At 34.8% G+C, this 16,596-nt stretch carries 20 protein-coding genes and 1 pseudogene; 20 read left to right on the forward strand and 1 reads right to left on the reverse strand.

The window, feature by feature from the left end; translation table 11 throughout:
• The first annotated feature begins 15 nt into the window (after nt 1–15).
• The 18 genes from BTJ66_RS10175 to fabZ all read left to right on the forward strand — a co-directional run bounded on the left by BTJ66_RS10175 (nt 16) and on the right by fabZ (nt 14,659).
• On the forward strand, nt 16–1,059 hold the full coding sequence (locus BTJ66_RS10175; RefSeq protein WP_099090850.1) for an L-threonylcarbamoyladenylate synthase: 1,044 nt from the start codon (nt 16–18) through the stop codon (nt 1,057–1,059).
• The gene (locus tag BTJ66_RS10180; RefSeq protein ID WP_099090851.1) at nt 1,056–1,478 is read left to right on the forward strand and encodes a low molecular weight protein arginine phosphatase; all 423 of its coding nucleotides are present in this window, start codon (nt 1,056–1,058) and stop codon (nt 1,476–1,478) included. Before BTJ66_RS10175 ends, BTJ66_RS10180 begins: the two co-directional genes overlap by 4 nt.
• Before the next feature lie 146 nt (nt 1,479–1,624).
• On the forward strand, nt 1,625–2,149 hold the full coding sequence (locus tag BTJ66_RS10185; RefSeq protein ID WP_099090852.1) for a TIGR01440 family protein: 525 nt from the start codon (nt 1,625–1,627) through the stop codon (nt 2,147–2,149).
• Nucleotides 2,150–2,171: 22 nt separating this feature from the next.
• Nucleotides 2,172–3,410, forward strand: a complete 1,239-nt coding sequence (gene glyA / locus BTJ66_RS10190; RefSeq protein WP_099090853.1) for a serine hydroxymethyltransferase — start codon at nt 2,172–2,174, stop codon at nt 3,408–3,410.
• Nucleotides 3,411–3,429: 19 nt separating this feature from the next.
• Nucleotides 3,430–4,059 carry a uracil phosphoribosyltransferase gene (gene upp, locus BTJ66_RS10195; protein WP_099090854.1) on the forward strand — a complete coding sequence of 210 codons (630 nt, stop codon included), beginning with the start codon at nt 3,430–3,432 and terminating at the stop codon, nt 4,057–4,059.
• 22 nt (nt 4,060–4,081) lie between these two features.
• A complete protein-coding gene (gene wecB / locus BTJ66_RS10200; protein ID WP_099090855.1) occupies nt 4,082–5,212 on the forward strand; it encodes a non-hydrolyzing UDP-N-acetylglucosamine 2-epimerase in 1,131 nt (376 codons plus the stop codon).
• 157 nt (nt 5,213–5,369) lie between these two features.
• Nucleotides 5,370–5,720 (forward strand): ATP synthase subunit I, encoded by a 351-nt coding sequence (locus tag BTJ66_RS10205; protein ID WP_099090856.1) that lies wholly within the window; start codon nt 5,370–5,372, stop codon nt 5,718–5,720.
• Nucleotides 5,721–5,748: 28 nt separating this feature from the next.
• Complete coding sequence (atpB, locus tag BTJ66_RS10210) at nt 5,749–6,477, forward strand: F0F1 ATP synthase subunit A (protein ID WP_099090857.1); 729 nt, start codon at nt 5,749–5,751, stop codon at nt 6,475–6,477.
• Between the two features lie 39 nt (nt 6,478–6,516).
• On the forward strand, nt 6,517–6,729 hold the full coding sequence (atpE, locus tag BTJ66_RS10215; RefSeq protein ID WP_002510315.1) for a F0F1 ATP synthase subunit C: 213 nt from the start codon (nt 6,517–6,519) through the stop codon (nt 6,727–6,729).
• 98 nt (nt 6,730–6,827) lie between these two features.
• Nucleotides 6,828–7,355, forward strand: a complete 528-nt coding sequence (locus BTJ66_RS10220; RefSeq protein WP_099090858.1) for a F0F1 ATP synthase subunit B — start codon at nt 6,828–6,830, stop codon at nt 7,353–7,355.
• On the forward strand, nt 7,355–7,894 hold the full coding sequence (locus BTJ66_RS10225; RefSeq protein ID WP_099090859.1) for a F0F1 ATP synthase subunit delta: 540 nt from the start codon (nt 7,355–7,357) through the stop codon (nt 7,892–7,894). The genes BTJ66_RS10220 and BTJ66_RS10225 overlap by 1 nt, the downstream gene beginning before the upstream one ends.
• Before the next feature lie 20 nt (nt 7,895–7,914).
• Nucleotides 7,915–9,426: a F0F1 ATP synthase subunit alpha gene (atpA, locus tag BTJ66_RS10230; protein WP_099090860.1), complete on the forward strand. Its 1,512-nt coding sequence runs from the start codon at nt 7,915–7,917 to the stop codon at nt 9,424–9,426.
• A gap of 31 nt (nt 9,427–9,457) precedes the next feature.
• A complete protein-coding gene (atpG, locus tag BTJ66_RS10235; protein ID WP_099090861.1) occupies nt 9,458–10,324 on the forward strand; it encodes an ATP synthase F1 subunit gamma in 867 nt (288 codons plus the stop codon).
• Nucleotides 10,325–10,345: 21 nt separating this feature from the next.
• Complete coding sequence (gene atpD, locus BTJ66_RS10240; protein ID WP_099090862.1) at nt 10,346–11,758, forward strand: F0F1 ATP synthase subunit beta; 1,413 nt, start codon at nt 10,346–10,348, stop codon at nt 11,756–11,758.
• A 20-nt stretch (nt 11,759–11,778) separates the two neighbouring features.
• Entirely contained in the window at nt 11,779–12,183 is a 405-nt protein-coding gene (locus BTJ66_RS10245; RefSeq protein WP_099090863.1) for a F0F1 ATP synthase subunit epsilon, read from the forward strand.
• A 378-nt stretch (nt 12,184–12,561) separates the two neighbouring features.
• Nucleotides 12,562–12,795, forward strand: coding sequence for a DUF1146 family protein (locus BTJ66_RS10250; protein WP_099090864.1), 234 nt, complete (start codon nt 12,562–12,564; stop codon nt 12,793–12,795).
• A 106-nt stretch (nt 12,796–12,901) separates the two neighbouring features.
• A complete protein-coding gene (gene murA / locus BTJ66_RS10255; RefSeq protein WP_099090865.1) occupies nt 12,902–14,167 on the forward strand; it encodes a UDP-N-acetylglucosamine 1-carboxyvinyltransferase in 1,266 nt (421 codons plus the stop codon).
• A 54-nt stretch (nt 14,168–14,221) separates the two neighbouring features.
• Nucleotides 14,222–14,659, forward strand: a complete 438-nt coding sequence (fabZ, locus tag BTJ66_RS10260; RefSeq protein ID WP_099090866.1) for a 3-hydroxyacyl-ACP dehydratase FabZ — start codon at nt 14,222–14,224, stop codon at nt 14,657–14,659.
• Nucleotides 14,660–14,713: 54 nt separating this feature from the next.
• Here the strand turns inward: fabZ and BTJ66_RS10265 are convergent, their stop codons facing one another.
• Complete coding sequence (locus BTJ66_RS10265) at nt 14,714–15,154, reverse strand: YwpF-like family protein (RefSeq protein ID WP_099090867.1); 441 nt, start codon at nt 15,152–15,154, stop codon at nt 14,714–14,716.
• A 191-nt stretch (nt 15,155–15,345) separates the two neighbouring features.
• Here BTJ66_RS10265 and BTJ66_RS10270 point away from each other — a divergent pair, with 191 nt between their 5' ends.
• The gene (locus BTJ66_RS10270; protein WP_099090868.1) at nt 15,346–15,765 is read left to right on the forward strand and encodes a single-stranded DNA-binding protein; all 420 of its coding nucleotides are present in this window, start codon (nt 15,346–15,348) and stop codon (nt 15,763–15,765) included.
• 418 nt (nt 15,766–16,183) lie between these two features.
• Nucleotides 16,184–16,596: pseudogene (locus BTJ66_RS10275) on the forward strand (transglycosylase); the annotation flags it as partial.

Raw genomic sequence — 16,596 nt, forward strand, 5'->3', positions numbered from 1 at the left:
AAAGGATGTGTCTAAGTGGTAACGAAGATATGGGATTTGCGACAATACGATGAACAAATAGAAGAAAATAAAGATATGAATGAAATTAAAACGATTTTTGAAAATAATGGTTTAATTGCTATTCCAACCGAAACAGTCTACGGATTAGGCGCGGATGCACGTAATGAACATGCTGTTAAACGAATTTATAAAGCAAAGGGGAGACCATCAGATAACCCATTGATTGTTCATATCTATAAAAAAGAGCAAATATATGCATTTACAACCAATCTGACAAAAGAAATTGAAACTTTAATGGATTCATTTTGGCCGGGGCCCATTTCATTTATTATTCCATTAAAGCAAGGATATTTATGTAAAAGTGTGAGTGGTGGATTAGACTCAATTGCAGTGCGTATGCCAAGTCATTTTATTGGAAGACAAATATTAAAATATGTTGATATGCCTATTGCTGCTCCAAGTGCTAATATGAGTGGTAGACCCTCTCCTACTACTTTTGAACATGTGTATCATGATTTAAATGGACGTATTGAAGGCATAGTAAATGGAGATCAAAGTGAAGAAGGATTAGAAAGTACGGTACTTGATTGTACACAATTCCCTTTCAGAATTGCTAGACCTGGTTCGATTACGAAATCTATGATAGAAGAGGTAATTCCAGGAAGTGTTACAACTGATGGTACATTAAATCATCAAAAACCGATTGCACCAGGCATGAAATATAAACACTATGCACCAGATACACCTGTGCAAATATTATCATCATTCAATACGTATCCTTCCTCAAAATCAAATTGGGGTCAAACGGCTTTTATTGTACCTCGTAATAAAGAATTTCTTGTACCTGAAGAGGCGATGTTTATTGCTCTGTGTGAAGATGAAAATGATATTAAACGTGCAAATCATAACCTATACCAAATACTACATCAGTTAGATCAAAATGAAAAAATTAATCACGCCTATATATACGGCTTTGATTTGAAGGATGATACTACGGCAATTATGAATAGAATGATGAAGGCGGCTAATCAAGCAATTGTTAGAGGAGAAGATTTATGAAAATTATTTTTGTTTGTACAGGAAATACATGTAGGAGCCCTTTGGCTGAAAGTATTGCACAGGCCAAACTACCAGATCATACCATTGAGTCACGTGGTATTTACGCTATGGATGGTCAACCTATATCAGAACACGTGAACGATATTTTACAAGCGCATTATTTAGAAGTTCCAACCCACGCCCAATCTTTTAGTGAAGAAGATTTAAATGCGGATTTAATATTGACGATGGGATCTTCACATAAAGAAGTAATTAAGCAGCGCTACAATAATGTCGTTCAAGTATATACAATAAAGGAATATGTAGGTGAAAGTGGCGAGGTATCTGATCCATTTGGAGGGAACAAATCAGATTATATGAAAATATATAATGAATTAAACTTACTGATTGACAGTTTAAAAAATAAAATATTAAAGTAATAAATTAGTGAAATTAGTATGAGTGTGTAAGTAAATACGTTATAATAAACACGTGTAACAAATTTGCTATCAGTCAATTTTGTATGTTTTTTAAGGCGGTTTGAGACGCAGTTACTTTTATGTCATCTATAAAAAGAGGTGGGAGAATGGAAGATTTGAAGTTATTGCTAGAAGAATTGAAATCACGATCTTTTTTCAATACTAATGAGTTATGTGTCATCGGTTGTTCTACGTCAGAAGTAATTGGTGAACGTATAGGTAGTGTTGGTTCAATGGAAGTTGCAAAAGAAATATTTGATTCATTAAAGGAAATTGAATACGAAACAGGTGTTTCTTTTGTGTATCAGGGTTGTGAGCACATAAATAGAGCGGTGACGATAGAAAAATCACAGTTCGATCCTCTCACGATGGAAGAAGTTACGGTTGTGCCAGATGTTCATGCAGGCGGAAGTCTTGCAACATACGCGTATCAGCATATGGATGAGCCAATAGTTGTTGAACATATATCAGTACCAAAAGGTATTGATATAGGACAAACATTAATTGGTATGCATATAAATCACGTCGCTATACCAGAACGTACAAGTGTTAAGCAAATTGGTGAAGCAATTGTAACCATCGCTTCTTCAAGACCTAAGAAAATTGGTGGCGAAAGAGCAAAATATAACTAATACAGAAACGAGGGAATTACCAATGTCATTTATTCAAAAGCAAGATAAAGCAATTTATGAAGTGATTCAAAATGAATTTAACCGTCAAAATAATAATATCGAGCTGATTGCTTCGGAGAACTTTGTTTCAGAAGCAGTTATGGAAGCACAAGGTTCAGTATTAACGAACAAGTATGCTGAAGGCTACCCTAACAGAAGATATTATGGTGGTTGTGAATACGTAGATGTGTCAGAAACGATAGCTATCGAACGAGCTAAAAAACTGTTTGGTGCTGAACATGTTAACGTACAACCACATTCAGGTTCTCAAGCTAATATGGCAGTTTATCTAGTAGCATTAGAACACGGTGATACTGTATTAGGTATGAATTTAAGTCATGGTGGACATTTAACACATGGTGCACCTGTTAACTTTAGTGGACAATTTTACAATTTTGTAGAGTATGGTGTAGACAAAGAACAAGAACAAATTGACTATGATGAAGTATTAAAAGTTGCTAAAGAACACAAACCTAAATTAATTGTTGCTGGCGCGTCAGCTTATTCAAGAACGATTGATTTCAAACGATTTAAAGAAATTGCAGATGAAGTAGGCGCGAAATTAATGGTTGATATGGCACATATAGCTGGTTTAGTTGCGGTTGGTTTACATCCAAATCCTGTGGAATATGCAGATTTTGTTACGACAACGACACACAAAACATTACGTGGACCTCGTGGCGGCATGATTTTGTGTAAAGAAGCATATAAAAAACAAATTGACAAAAAAATATTCCCTGGCATTCAAGGTGGTCCATTAGAGCATGTAATTGCTGCTAAGGCTGTTGCATTTGGAGAAGCATTACAAGATGACTTTAAAGTATATCAACAACAAGTTATTAAAAATGCTAAAACATTAGCTAACACATTGACTGAAGAAGGATTCAGAGTTGTTTCTGGCGGTACGGATAATCATCTTGTTTCTGTTGATGTAAAAGGTTCTGTTGATATTACTGGTAAAGTAGCGGAAGAAACATTAGACGCGATTGGTATTACATGTAATAAAAATACAATTCCGTTTGATCAAGAAAAACCGTTTGTAACGAGTGGTATTCGCTTAGGTACACCAGCAGCAACAACTCGCGGATTTGATGAAACAGCTTTTGAAGAAGTTGCAAAAATCATTAGTTTAGTTTTGAAGAATCCAGAAGACGAAAAAGCATTAGAAGAAGGAAAAGAAAGAGTTAAGACTTTAACTTCAAAACATCCTTTATATAATTAAAATTGGAGGAAGTAAAATTATGGGCAAAGTACATGTTTTTGATCACCCACTTATTCAACACAAATTAAGTTATATCCGTGACGTACATACTGGGACTAAAGAATTTAGAGAACTAGTAGATGAAGTAGGTATGTTGATGGCATATGAAGTTACTAGAGATTTAGAATTGCAAGACGTTGAAGTAGAAACCCCCGTAACTAAAATGATTGCTAAAAGACTAACAGGTAAAAAATTAGCATTCGTTCCGATATTGAGAGCTGGGTTAGGTATGACTCAAGGTATTTTAACATTAGTACCTGCAGCAAGAATCGGTCATGTTGGTCTTTATAGAGATCCTGAGACACTAGAAGCGGTAGAATATTTCGTGAAATTACCACAAGATATTGAAGAAAGAGAAATTGTGGTTGTAGATCCAATGTTAGCAACTGGTGCCTCTGCTATAGAAGCAATTAACTCACTAAAAAAACGTGGTGCCAAAAACATTCGTTTTATGTGTTTAATTGCAGCCCCAGAAGGTGTAGAAAAATTACAAGCGGCTCATGAAGATGTAGATATATTTATCGCAGCACTGGATGAAAAACTTGATGAACACGCCTATATCACACCAGGCTTAGGTGACGCAGGGGACCGTTTATTCGGCACAAAATAGTTTCGCTCAGGAGTGGAGTAAAATGAAAAAAATAATGACTGTATTCGGCACTCGTCCCGAAGCAGTAAAGATGGCACCGCTTATCCAAGCATTGAAAAACGATGATGCATTAGAACCAGTTGTAGTGGTTACGGCACAACATAGAGAAATGCTTGATTCAGTGTTGCATAGCTTTCATATCATACCAGATTATGATTTGGATATCATGAAACAAGGACAGTCGTTGTCTGAAATCACATCACGTATATTGACGCGACTAGAAGATGTTATAAAGAAAGAACAACCGGATATGATACTCGTTCATGGTGATACGATGACGACGTTTGCCGGTGCTTTAGCTGCATTTTATAATCAAATTCCTATAGGTCATGTCGAGGCAGGTTTACGCACATGGGACAAGTATGCTCCATTCCCTGAAGAAATGAATAGACAAATGGTAGGGGTAATGGCAGATTTGAATTTTGCCCCTACTAATAATGCTGCCAGTAATCTTATTTCAGAAAATAAGCCAGCGGAAACCATTGTAGTGACAGGTAATACAGCGATAGATGCCATGAAGACTACGATACATGATCACTATCATTCTGATATTATGGCTAAACATAAAGATAAGCGCATAATTTTATTGACTGCGCATCGGCGCGAAAATATTGGAGAACCGATGGCACATATATTTAAAGCTGTTAGAAACATTGTAGAAACATTTGATGATGTGGTTGTTGTTTATCCTGTACATAAAAATCCTAAGGTTAGGGCAATCGCAGAAACGTATTTATCAAACCATGAGCGGATTGAATTGGTGGAACCACTTGAAGTCATTGATTTCCATAACTTTGCGCATCAATCTTATTTAATACTCACAGATTCTGGAGGAGTCCAAGAAGAAGCGCCTTCATTAGGTAAGCCTGTATTGGTATTAAGAGATGCTACAGAAAGACCAGAGGGTGTTGAAGCAGGTACGCTTAAAATAGTTGGCACTCAAGAAAGAGACATTTTTGAATCGACGAAACAATTATTAGATGACAAATTGTTATATAACAAAATGAGCCATGCTCGAAATCCATATGGTGATGGTAATGCTTCTATACGGATTTGCGAGAATATTAAGTATTATTTTCATATAATTTCTAAAAAGCCTGAATCATTCAAATAATTTAAATGTATAATGTGTCATTTTTGTGACTTTTTTGTAAAAAATTAATCTACATTTTGTATAGAATTGACACGTTAACTACCCTATATTATTATTAAAACTGTATGATTGAAATGGTTTTCATAATTGCATGAAAAAGATGAAGTGAGGCATAGCTATGAAACGTTTCAACATCATTTTTAATAGCTACATTAAATACTATTTTTATGGTATAATTGTACTGTTAATTGTGTTTATTTTCACATACTCACCATTTATATTAGGGCTTATAATTGGTACTATTGGATCACTTTTTAATACTTTTACTTTTGAATACTACTTATTAAAAGCTAAAGAAAAAGATAGCATACATATTTCAACGGGCAACGTTTGGAGATATTTAGTAGTGATTCTAGCATGTTGTATCTGGTATTTTTATAAGGATGAAATTAATATTTTTGGTGTAGTTATTGGTTTAATGATTTCATATGTTTTAATCATATTCAAACCATTTTTACGCAAGGAATAAAATATAATAATGAAAGAGGTGAGAATAAATGCAACATGATCATCCTCTAGTCAGTTGGAATGTATTTGGTCTAGACATCGTGTTTAATCTGTCATCAATAATGATGTTGATTATTACAGCGGTTATTGTTTTTGTCATAGCTATTATTTGTACACGCAACCTCAAAAAACGTCCAACTGGTAAGCAAAATTTTATAGAGTGGGTTTTCGATTTTGTAAGAGGTATTATTGAAAGTAACTTGGCATGGTCTAAAGGCGGCCAATTCCATTTCTTAGCAGTTACTTTAATATTGTTTTTATTTGTTAGTAATATGATAGGGCTTCCTTTTTCAATAGTTTCAGGGCATACACTATGGTGGAAATCACCTACAGCAGATGCAACTGTCACTTTAACTTTATCAACTTTAGTAATTCTACTTACACATTTTTATGGTGTTAAAATGAAAGGTACTAAAGGTTATTTCCAAAACTACACAAAACCAATTTTTTTATTACCAATTAATATCTTTGAGGAATTCACTTCAACGCTTACGTTAGGTTTACGTCTTTACGGTAATATCTTTGCTGGTGAATTATTACTAGGACTATTAGCAGGATTAGTAACGGGCGATTCCACGAGAGCATGGGGTTGGATTATTGGATTGCCAGGTTTAGTTATTTGGCAAGCATTCTCAATATTTATTGGAGCAATTCAGGCATATATATTTATAGTTTTAACTATGGTTTATATGTCACACAAAGTGCAAGACAGTCATTAATTAAAATAATTTAAAAGAAAATTTAGGAGGATTTTATAAATGAATTTAATCGCAGCAGCAATCGCAATCGGCTTATCAGCATTAGGTGCAGGTATCGGTAATGGTCTTATCGTTTCAAGAACAGTAGAAGGTGTAGCTCGTCAACCAGAGGCACGCGGACAATTAATGTCAATAATGTTCATTGGTATTGGTTTAGTTGAGGCACTACCTATTTTAGGTCTTGTTATTTCATTCATCGTAATGTTCATGTAATTTATATTTTTAAAAAGGCGAAGTCGGAACGACTTTCGCCGTTCGTTTTTATCAATAATGTCTTAAGATTATAATGAATGAAAGGAGTGTCTATGTAAGTGACTGCTACGACAAATATGTTCGTACTTGGTGCAGCTGGCGAAAGTGGCGTTGAGTTCGGAACGATACTAGTTACCCTTGTAACTTTTATTATTCTAGTTGCTTTATTGAAAAAGTTTGCATGGGGCCCATTAAAAGAAGTAATGGACAAACGTGAACACGATATCAATAAAGATATTGATGATGCTGAACAAGCTAAATTAAATGCACAAAAGTTAGAAGAACAAAATAAACAAACACTAAAAGAAACACAAGATGAGGTTCAAAAGATTTTAGAAGAATCTAAAGTTCAAGCACGTAAACAACATGAAGAAATTATTCATGAAGCAAATATCAGAGCGAATGGCATGATTGAAACAGCACAGAACGAAATCAACAGTGAAAAAGAACGCGCAATTGCTGATATTAACAATCAAGTTTCTGAGCTATCTGTTTTAATTGCTTCAAAAGTGCTTCAAAAAGAGATATCAGAGAAAGATCAAAAAGCTTTAGTTGAAAAGTACATAAAAGAGGCAGGCGATAAGTAATGGCTAAAATAGCAAAAAAATATGCCAAAGCATTGTTTGATACTGCTAAAGACGCAGACAACCTTGATGTCATGTACGATGAATTTTCAACAATTAATGAAGCAGTTCAATCTGAAAGTGAAAAGTTACAAGCATTGGATGCAGATCCTCAAAAAGATGTTGAGCAACGTCGTCGTTTCGTAAGTATTGTATTTAGCCATACGAATCAATACTTACAAAATATGTTGACAATACTTGCTAGCAACCGTCATTTAGGACACGTTCATGAAATATATAGCGAATTCGAAACTTTATACAATCAACAGCATAATCAAGATTATGCTGTAATTGAGTCAGTATACCCACTGTCTGAAGATGAATTATCAAGTATTGACAATATCATTAAAGCACGGACTAAGCTTTCTAAAATAATGATTACAAATAAAATCAATCCTGAACTTATCGGTGGTATCAGAGTCAAAGTTGGTACAAAAGTGATGGACGCAAGCATTAAGAATGATTTAGCACAATTGGAAAGACAATTTATTAGAGTGAAATAAAATTTGAAGGAGTGACATAGATGGCCATTAAAGCTGAAGAAATCAGTGCATTACTCCGCTCACAAATCGAAAATTATGAGTCGGAAATGGCAGTTACTGATGTAGGTACAGTACTACAAATTGGTGATGGCATTGCTTTAATCCACGGATTAAATGATGTTATGGCTGGTGAGTTAATAGAATTCAAAAGTGGCGTTCTAGGCTTAGCACAAAACTTAGAAGAATCAAATGTCGGTGTAGTTATTTTAGGACCATACGCTGATATCAAAGAAGGAGACGAAGTAAAACGTACTGGACGTATTATGGAAGTTCCTGTAGGTGACGAACTTATTGGTCGTGTCGTGAATCCACTTGGACAACCTATTGATGGTCAAGGACCAGTCAACACAACTCGCACACGTCCTGTAGAGAAAAAAGCGACTGGTGTTATGGATCGTAAATCAGTAGATGAACCGCTACAAACGGGTATTAAAGCGATTGATGCGCTTGTACCAATCGGTCGTGGACAACGTGAATTGATCATTGGTGACCGTCAAACAGGTAAAACTACGGTTGCGATTGATACGATATTAAACCAAGCAGATCAAAATACAATTTGTATTTATGTAGCTATTGGACAAAAAGATTCAACAGTACGTGCGAATGTTGAAAAATTACGTCAAGAAGGCGCATTAGATTACACAATCGTCGTTTCAGCTTCAGCAGCTGATCCAGCTCCAATGCTGTATATAGCACCGTATTCTGGTGTTGCAATGGCTGAAGAGTTCATGTTTGCAGGTAAAGACGTTTTAATTGTATATGATGATTTAACAAAACAAGCTGCAGCTTACCGTGAATTGTCATTGTTATTACGTAGACCACCAGGCCGTGAGGCTTATCCAGGTGATGTGTTCTACTTACATAGTAGATTGCTTGAAAGAGCTGCTAAGTTAAATGATGACTTAGGCGGAGGTTCTATTACAGCTTTACCAATTATAGAAACTCAAGCGGGTGATATCGCAGCTTATGTTCCTACTAACGTTATTTCAATTACAGATGGACAAATCTTCTTACAATCAGATTTATTCTTCTCAGGTGTAAGACCTGCGATTAATGCTGGTCAATCCGTATCTCGTGTTGGTGGTTCAGCACAAATTAAAGCCATGAAAAAAGTTGCAGGTACATTACGTTTAGATTTAGCTTCTTATCGTGAATTAGAATCATTTGCACAATTCGGTTCAGATTTAGATGAATTTACTGCTAAAAAATTAGAACGTGGTAAACGTACGGTCGAAATCTTAAAACAAGACAAAAATAAGCCACTACCTGTAGAAAATCAAGTGTTAATTATTTATGCATTGACTAAAGGTTACTTAGATGACATCCCTGTGGTTGATATTATTCGTTTCGAAGACGAATTAAATCTTTGGGCAAAATCAAATGCAACTGAATTGTTAAATGAGATTAAAACTTCAGGTGCATTACCAAAAGATGAAGCATTTGAATCAGCTATTACAGAATTCAAAAAAAGTTTCAGTAAAACAGAAGCATAATTGTTAACGTTAAATAAAAGGTGGTGAGATAATGGGATCTCTTAAAGAGATTGATACACGTATAAAATCAACCAAAAAAATGAAGCAAATCACGAAAGCAATGAACATGGTATCCAGTTCAAAATTGCGTCGTGCTGAAAGTAATACGAAACAATTCAGACCTTATATGGAAAAAATGCAAGATGCAATAACTGCAGTTGCTGGAGCAGATAAAAATTCACACCACCCAATGTTGCAACAACGTGAAGTGAAGAAAAGTGCTTATCTAGTGATTACAAGTGATAAAGGTCTTGCTGGTGCATATAATGCGAATGTATTGAAACACCTCATCAAGGACATTGAAGCAAAGCATGAAAGTAAAGATGATTTTTCAATCCTTGTATTAGGACAAACTGGTGTGGATTTCCTAAAAAACAGAGGTTATGACATTCGTGATTCACTTATTGATGTACCAGATCAACCTTCTTTTAAAGAAGTACAAGCTATAGCTAAAAAAGCAATCGATTTGTATAGTGAAGAAGAAGTTGATGAGGTTAAAATATATTTTAGTCATTTCGTGAGTGTATTAGAAAATACACCTTCTGTTAAAACTGTGCTTCCATTGTCTCCAGAAGATTCAAGCTTAGGTCATGGACAAATGTCCTCATACGAGTTTGAACCAGACAAAGAAGCAATATTGAGTGTTATTTTACCTCAATATGTTGAAAGTTTAATATATGGAACGATATTAGATGCAAAAGCAAGTGAACACGCTACGCGTATGACAGCAATGAAAAATGCATCAGATAATGCGTCAGATATTATTGATGACTTATCTATTCAATATAATAGAGCAAGACAAGCAGCAATTACTCAACAAATCACTGAAATTGTCGGTGGCTCAGTTGCGCTTGAATAATTATTAAAGGAGGAAAAAAACATGGGATTAGGCCGTGTAACTCAAGTTATGGGTCCAGTAATTGATGTTCGCTTTGAGCACAATGAAGTTCCAGAAATTAACAATGCCTTAGTCGTTGAAGTTGAAAGAGATGAAGGTATAGTATCTCTTACTTTGGAAGTAGCTTTGCAACTTGGCGATGATGTAGTCCGTACAATTGCAATGGACTCTACTGATGGGGTTAAACGTGGTACAGAAGTTCGAGACAGCGGTGATAGCATAAGCGTTCCAGTCGGTGATGTTACACTAGGACGAGTGTTTAACGTTTTAGGTGAAACAATTGACTTGGACGAGAAACTCGATGGATCGGTAAAACGTGATCCAATTCATAGAGAAGCACCTGCATTTGATCAATTATCAACAAAAGTTGAAATATTAGAAACAGGTATTAAAGTTATTGATTTATTAGCCCCCTACATTAAAGGTGGTAAAATTGGTTTATTCGGTGGAGCCGGCGTAGGTAAAACAGTATTAATCCAAGAATTAATTAATAACATTGCTCAAGAACATGGTGGTATCTCCGTATTTGCTGGTGTAGGTGAACGTACACGTGAAGGTAATGATTTATACTATGAAATGAGCGATAGTGGTGTAATTAAGAAAACAGCTATGGTGTTCGGACAAATGAACGAGCCACCAGGCGCGCGTATGCGTGTGGCACTATCAGGATTAACAATGGCTGAGCACTTCCGTGATGTCCAAGGGCAAGATGTTTTACTATTTATTGATAATATATTCAGATTTACACAGGCTGGTTCAGAAGTATCAGCATTGTTAGGTCGTATGCCATCAGCCGTTAGTTACCAACCTACACTTGCTACTGAAATGGGTCAATTACAAGAACGTATTACGTCAACAACTAAAGGCTCTGTAACTTCAATACAAGCAGTATTCGTACCTGCCGATGACTATACTGACCCAGCACCAGCAGCAGTATTCGCTCACTTAGATGCAACAACAAACCTTGAACGTAAATTAACGGAAATGGGTATTTATCCTGCAGTTGATCCATTAGCATCTACTTCAAGAGCATTAGACCCTGCTATTGTTGGTCAAGATCATTATGAAATAGCACGTGATGTGCAATCAACATTACAAAAATATAGAGAATTACAAGATATTATCGCTATTTTAGGTATGGATGAATTATCTGAAGAAGATAAACAAACTGTTGAACGTGCACGTCGTATCCAGTTCTTCCTATCACAAAACTTCCACGTAGCTGAACAGTTTACTGGTCAAAAAGGTTCATATGTACCTGTTCAAAAAACTGTAGAAGGCTTCAAAGCAATTTTAGATGGTGAATACGATCATATTCCTGAAGATGCATTCCGTCTTGTCGGTAGTATGGAAGAGGTCATCGCAAAAGCTAAAGACATGGGTGTTGAAGTTTAAAAAATTAGGAGGTATAGATAATGAATGTATTAAGCCTAAATATTGTCACTCCTAATGGTTCTGTTTACGACCGAGAAGATGTTAATCTTGCAGTATTACAAACAACTGCAGGGGAAATCGGTGTTATGTATGGACATATTCCAACAGTTGCAGCACTTGAAATTGGCTATGTTAAAATAAATTTTGACGGTGGTTCAGAATATATTGCAGTGAGTGAAGGTTTTGTTGAGGTTAGACAAGATAAATTATCGATTATTGTACAAACTGCAGAACCTGCGGACGAAATAGATGTTGCTAGAGCAGAATTAGCAAAATCTAGAGCAGAATCTCATTTGAATAACGAAGAAGATAACAGCGACATTAATAGAGCGAAGCGAGCTTTAGAACGTGCGAACAACCGTATTCGTGTCGCGAGCTTACAATAAATTTCAGAAAAGAGTATGAATGAGAAATTATATCTAACGCTATAATTTTGTTACCATGCCTTTGAATTGATAACTTGCTAAAAGGGATAGTATGAGTCGGTCATCCGAGCTACAGCTCGTGTATAAGAACTTATTGTCTTAAATCAGTTATCTAATATCTAAAAAGAAGAGTCAGAGACATTTATTGTCCTGGACTCTTCTTTTTTTAGGCGTAATATTATCTATAATGAACTCATTATAATGGCATATCTTAAATTAATTAGGGAAAAGTCAAAGAAATAAAAAGCATTTTGTAAATCAAATTGTGCATTTCAGATGTATCTTTTAAGGTTTATTTCATGTAAAATAAATTGACAGTGTAAAGTGAGGAGTTAGTGTATGGAGTATTTAGGACAATTTTCAGTTGTACACCTTATATTACATGTGATTTGTATTTGTGTTGCATATTGGGCTTTAAATGCAGTGAGATTAGAACAGTTTTTTAAAAAAGGTTATGCGCTACAAGTACAAGTATGTATGATTTTTTTAGCAATTTTACTTGGAACAGCGGTTAGTAATTTTCTTGTAGACTTGTTACAATATTCTACGCAAATTAAATATTTAGCACAATAATTCAAATACTTGTATATCATTTTGAATTATAGATATAATAATTTAGAAGTACATTAAAATTTTTGATGAAAATGAAGTATATAAGTAGTAAAGTGGAGGATTTAAGATGGATATGATAGAAATTAATGGTGGAAATAGATTGACTGGTGAGGTTAAAGTGTCTGGCGCAAAAAATGCTGTATTACCAGTTTTAACTGCTTCACTTTTAGCATCAGAAGGTGTTAGTAAATTAATGAATGTACCTGCATTAAGTGATGTAGAGACAATTAATAATGTAATCTCTACATTGAACGCGGAAGTTTCATACAATAAAGATGAGGAATCAGTAACTGTAGATGCTACAAAAGAATTAAATGAAGAGGCGCCGTATGAGTATGTAAGTAAAATGAGAGCCAGTATACTTGTTATGGGTCCATTATTAGCACGATTAGGTCATGCTAAAGTAGCTTTACCTGGTGGTTGTGCCATAGGTTCAAGACCGATTGAACAACATATAAAAGGTTTTGAAGAACTTGGTGCGGAGATTCATATGGATGGTGGTTTCATTTATGCTAGTACTGAAAATGGCTTAAAAGGAACAACTATTCATTTAGACTTTCCTAGTGTAGGAGCAACACAAAATATTATAATGGCGGCATCTTTAGCAGAAGGTAAAACAATATTAGAAAACGTTGCAAGAGAACCAGAGATCGTTGATTTAGCAAATTATATTAATGAAATGGGAGGCAATGTTTCTGGAGCTGGTACGGATACAATTATCATTCATGGTGTAGAAACACTACATGGTGTAGAACATGCAATTATTCCAGATAGAATTGAAGCTGGTACGCTACTTATTGCTGGAGCAATTACACGTGGTGATGTACTAGTTAATGGGGCTATAAAGGAACACATGACGAGTCTTGTTTATAAACTAGAAGAAATGGGAGTTGATTTAGCTTATCAGGATGACGCAATTCGTGTGCGTGTCGAAAATAATTTAAAACCTGTTGATATTAAAACATTGCCACACCCTGGATTTCCGACTGATATGCAATCACAAATGATGGCATTATTACTAACAGCTGAAGGGCATAAAGTAGTAACTGAAACAGTATTTGAAAATAGATTTATGCATGTAGGTGAATTTAAACGTATGAATGCTAAGATTACTGTTGAGGGTAGAAGTGCTAAAATAGAAGGCAAGAGCGAATTACAAGGTGCACAAGTAAAAGCTACAGATTTACGTGCAGCAGCAGCGCTTATTTTAGCTGGTCTAGTAGCAGATGGAACTACTCAAGTAACTGAGTTAAAACATTTAGACAGAGGATATGTTGACTTACATGGTAAATTAAAAGCATTAGGTGCAGATATCAAACGTACTCAAGTATAATACACCATTGCGCAAATGAAAAAGCGATGCATAAAGAGTTGGAGGAAGCAAACAATGGAGACAATTTTTGATTATAATCAAATTAAAGACATCATACCACACAGACAACCATTTTTATTAATAGATCGTGTAGTTGAATATGAAGTAGGGACTCGCTGTGTAGCCATTAAACAAGTATCAGGAAATGAACCGTTTTTCCAAGGCCATTTTCCAGAATATGCTGTAATGCCAGGTGTTTTAATTACAGAAGCGCTTGCTCAAACAGGCGCAGTTGCAATTTTAAATAGTGAGGAAAATAAAGGGAAACTTGCATTTTTTGCTGGCATAGATAAATGTAGATTTAAAAAACAAGTTACGCCTGGAGACACTTTAAAATTAGAAGTTGAAATAACAAAAATGCGTGGGCCAATCGGTAAAGGTAATGCCACAGCTACTGTAGATGGTGAAATCGCTTGTAGTTGTGAATTAACGTTTGCAATTCAAAGTAAATAAATAAGAACCTCAAGTGATGTTGTGAATACAACGGCTTGAGGTTCTTTTATTTTATTATTTTTCAATTTTTTCATCTTTTAGTCTTGGTTTAGATTGCATCAAACGGTTGAAAGATTTTTTGAGTTCTTCTCCAGTTAATCCTTCATCAATGAGCTGTTCTAATAAACTCTCAGCGTAAACTTGTCTCAATGTATAAATGTGACATTCAAAAACAACAGAAATCGCACCTTCAAGTTTACTAATATTTTTAATTGTAGCATCAAAGAGTGCAGGATCATTGGCTGGGCGAGTGATTACTACACGAATGTCTAATAAAGTCTCATCTTCCATATACTGTTTCATAGCTTCATAATGATAATCTGAAATAACGATTTCAAGTAACCAACCAGTACCACTATTTTCTTTATTGATAATAACGCCATCTTCTATTTCATATTCAGTAACGCCACCACTATCTGATACGATTTGAAATCGAACAGCTTTAAATGATTTCATCCGTCCTCACATCCAATTAATAAATTTAATTTCTACAATAATTCAAATTATATAAACATTATAACGTAATTTTAAATGATAAAGGTGAATTTTGCAGAAATTAGTATTAAATGACCTTTTAAATTCTGTGTAATTGCTTTTTGACGGAAGTATTAAAAATTCATAAAATATAGCTATAAAGGAGGTGACATATGATCAACAATATTGTAATTGTAGGGAGATTAACTAAAGACCCTAAAATATACGACAAGGAGGGGAAAAAATTAGCTACATTTTGTGTGGCTGTTACAAGAAACTATAAAGATAAGAATCAAAATACGATATGTGATTATTTATTTTGTAAAGCATTTGGAAAGATAGCTACTAATATTGAATTGTATATTAATCAAGGATCACTGGTAGGTATCACAGGCCAAATGCAATCACATAAATATGTAAAAGAAGGACAGACGCATTTTGTATCAGAAATACTTATTGAAACGATTAAATTCATGTCTCCACGAACTAAAGACGAAAACGATATACTTTTTGAACCATTCCCACTAGAACAAATTCATGACCCTTTCAAAGAAATGAAAATACAAGAAAATGATATATATGAAATTGTATAAAACTCCCACCCAAAATCTACCCCTAATTTAATAATCCACTTTAATATACATTTTAATCCTACTATCAATTATACTTCTACAGGCTATTCCTCTTAAATTAGTCCACTAAGGGGGATAGCTTATTTATTTTAAAATGAATTAGTTGATTGCAAATAATCACAAATAAGTAACTGAATAATCTGATTTATTACAAATTGTTTACATCAAGTGAAAGATCTTAAAGACTGTAAAAGCTTTCACAGAAGTTTTTATAGTGAAAAAATATTAAATTCAAAGATAAATTAAATGTAATTCCATTGTAAAATAGGCGCGTTTTTTTTATTTCACTGTAACCTACGGTGCTTTGTCGAATGTTATAGTTGTACTTGCAAATTAATCATAAATAAACTTAATTACCTTATAGGAGGACTTTTTTACAATGAAAAAAACAGTAGTAGCATCAACATTAGCAGTAGGGCTTGGCGTGACAGGATTCGCAGCAGGAAATTCAGCAGACGCTTCAGAACAAGGTGTCGACAAAGCTCAATTAGCACAACAAGCACAAACTAATCCAGAATCATTAAATGCAGCACCAGTACAAGACGGTGCTTATAATATAAACTTTGATTACAATAATACAAATTATAGTTTCCAATCAGATGGTCAATATTGGACTTGGAGCTATGGCGAAGGTTCAACAACTAATGCACCAGCACAAGAAACTGCTGAGCAACCACAACAAGTAGAACAACCACAACAAACTGAGCAAGCTTCAACTGAACAACCAGCACAAGAAGCTGCACCACAAACTGAAGCAACACAACAACCACAACAAGAAGCAACTACACAAAG

Origin of the sequence: Staphylococcus edaphicus (assembly GCF_002614725.1) — a bacterium.
In the GTDB taxonomy this organism is placed as follows: Bacteria; Bacillota; Bacilli; order Staphylococcales; family Staphylococcaceae; genus Staphylococcus; species Staphylococcus edaphicus.

Coding starts and splice junctions, on each gene's coding strand:
- BTJ66_RS10265 (WP_099090867.1), bottom strand. CDS start 15,154: ATGAAATCATTTAAAGCTGTTCGATTTCAAATCGTATCAGATAGTGGT.
- BTJ66_RS10180 (WP_099090851.1), top strand. CDS start 1,056: ATGAAAATTATTTTTGTTTGTACAGGAAATACATGTAGGAGCCCTTTG.
- BTJ66_RS10185 (WP_099090852.1), top strand. CDS start 1,625: ATGGAAGATTTGAAGTTATTGCTAGAAGAATTGAAATCACGATCTTTT.
- BTJ66_RS10225 (WP_099090859.1), top strand. CDS start 7,355: ATGGCTAAAATAGCAAAAAAATATGCCAAAGCATTGTTTGATACTGCT.
- atpA (WP_099090860.1), top strand. CDS start 7,915: ATGGCCATTAAAGCTGAAGAAATCAGTGCATTACTCCGCTCACAAATC.
- atpE (WP_002510315.1), top strand. CDS start 6,517: ATGAATTTAATCGCAGCAGCAATCGCAATCGGCTTATCAGCATTAGGT.
- BTJ66_RS10205 (WP_099090856.1), top strand. CDS start 5,370: ATGAAACGTTTCAACATCATTTTTAATAGCTACATTAAATACTATTTT.
- atpG (WP_099090861.1), top strand. CDS start 9,458: ATGGGATCTCTTAAAGAGATTGATACACGTATAAAATCAACCAAAAAA.
- upp (WP_099090854.1), top strand. CDS start 3,430: ATGGGCAAAGTACATGTTTTTGATCACCCACTTATTCAACACAAATTA.
- wecB (WP_099090855.1), top strand. CDS start 4,082: ATGAAAAAAATAATGACTGTATTCGGCACTCGTCCCGAAGCAGTAAAG.
- glyA (WP_099090853.1), top strand. CDS start 2,172: ATGTCATTTATTCAAAAGCAAGATAAAGCAATTTATGAAGTGATTCAA.
- murA (WP_099090865.1), top strand. CDS start 12,902: ATGGATATGATAGAAATTAATGGTGGAAATAGATTGACTGGTGAGGTT.
- atpD (WP_099090862.1), top strand. CDS start 10,346: ATGGGATTAGGCCGTGTAACTCAAGTTATGGGTCCAGTAATTGATGTT.
- BTJ66_RS10270 (WP_099090868.1), top strand. CDS start 15,346: ATGATCAACAATATTGTAATTGTAGGGAGATTAACTAAAGACCCTAAA.
- fabZ (WP_099090866.1), top strand. CDS start 14,222: ATGGAGACAATTTTTGATTATAATCAAATTAAAGACATCATACCACAC.
- BTJ66_RS10245 (WP_099090863.1), top strand. CDS start 11,779: ATGAATGTATTAAGCCTAAATATTGTCACTCCTAATGGTTCTGTTTAC.
- atpB (WP_099090857.1), top strand. CDS start 5,749: ATGCAACATGATCATCCTCTAGTCAGTTGGAATGTATTTGGTCTAGAC.
- BTJ66_RS10250 (WP_099090864.1), top strand. CDS start 12,562: ATGGAGTATTTAGGACAATTTTCAGTTGTACACCTTATATTACATGTG.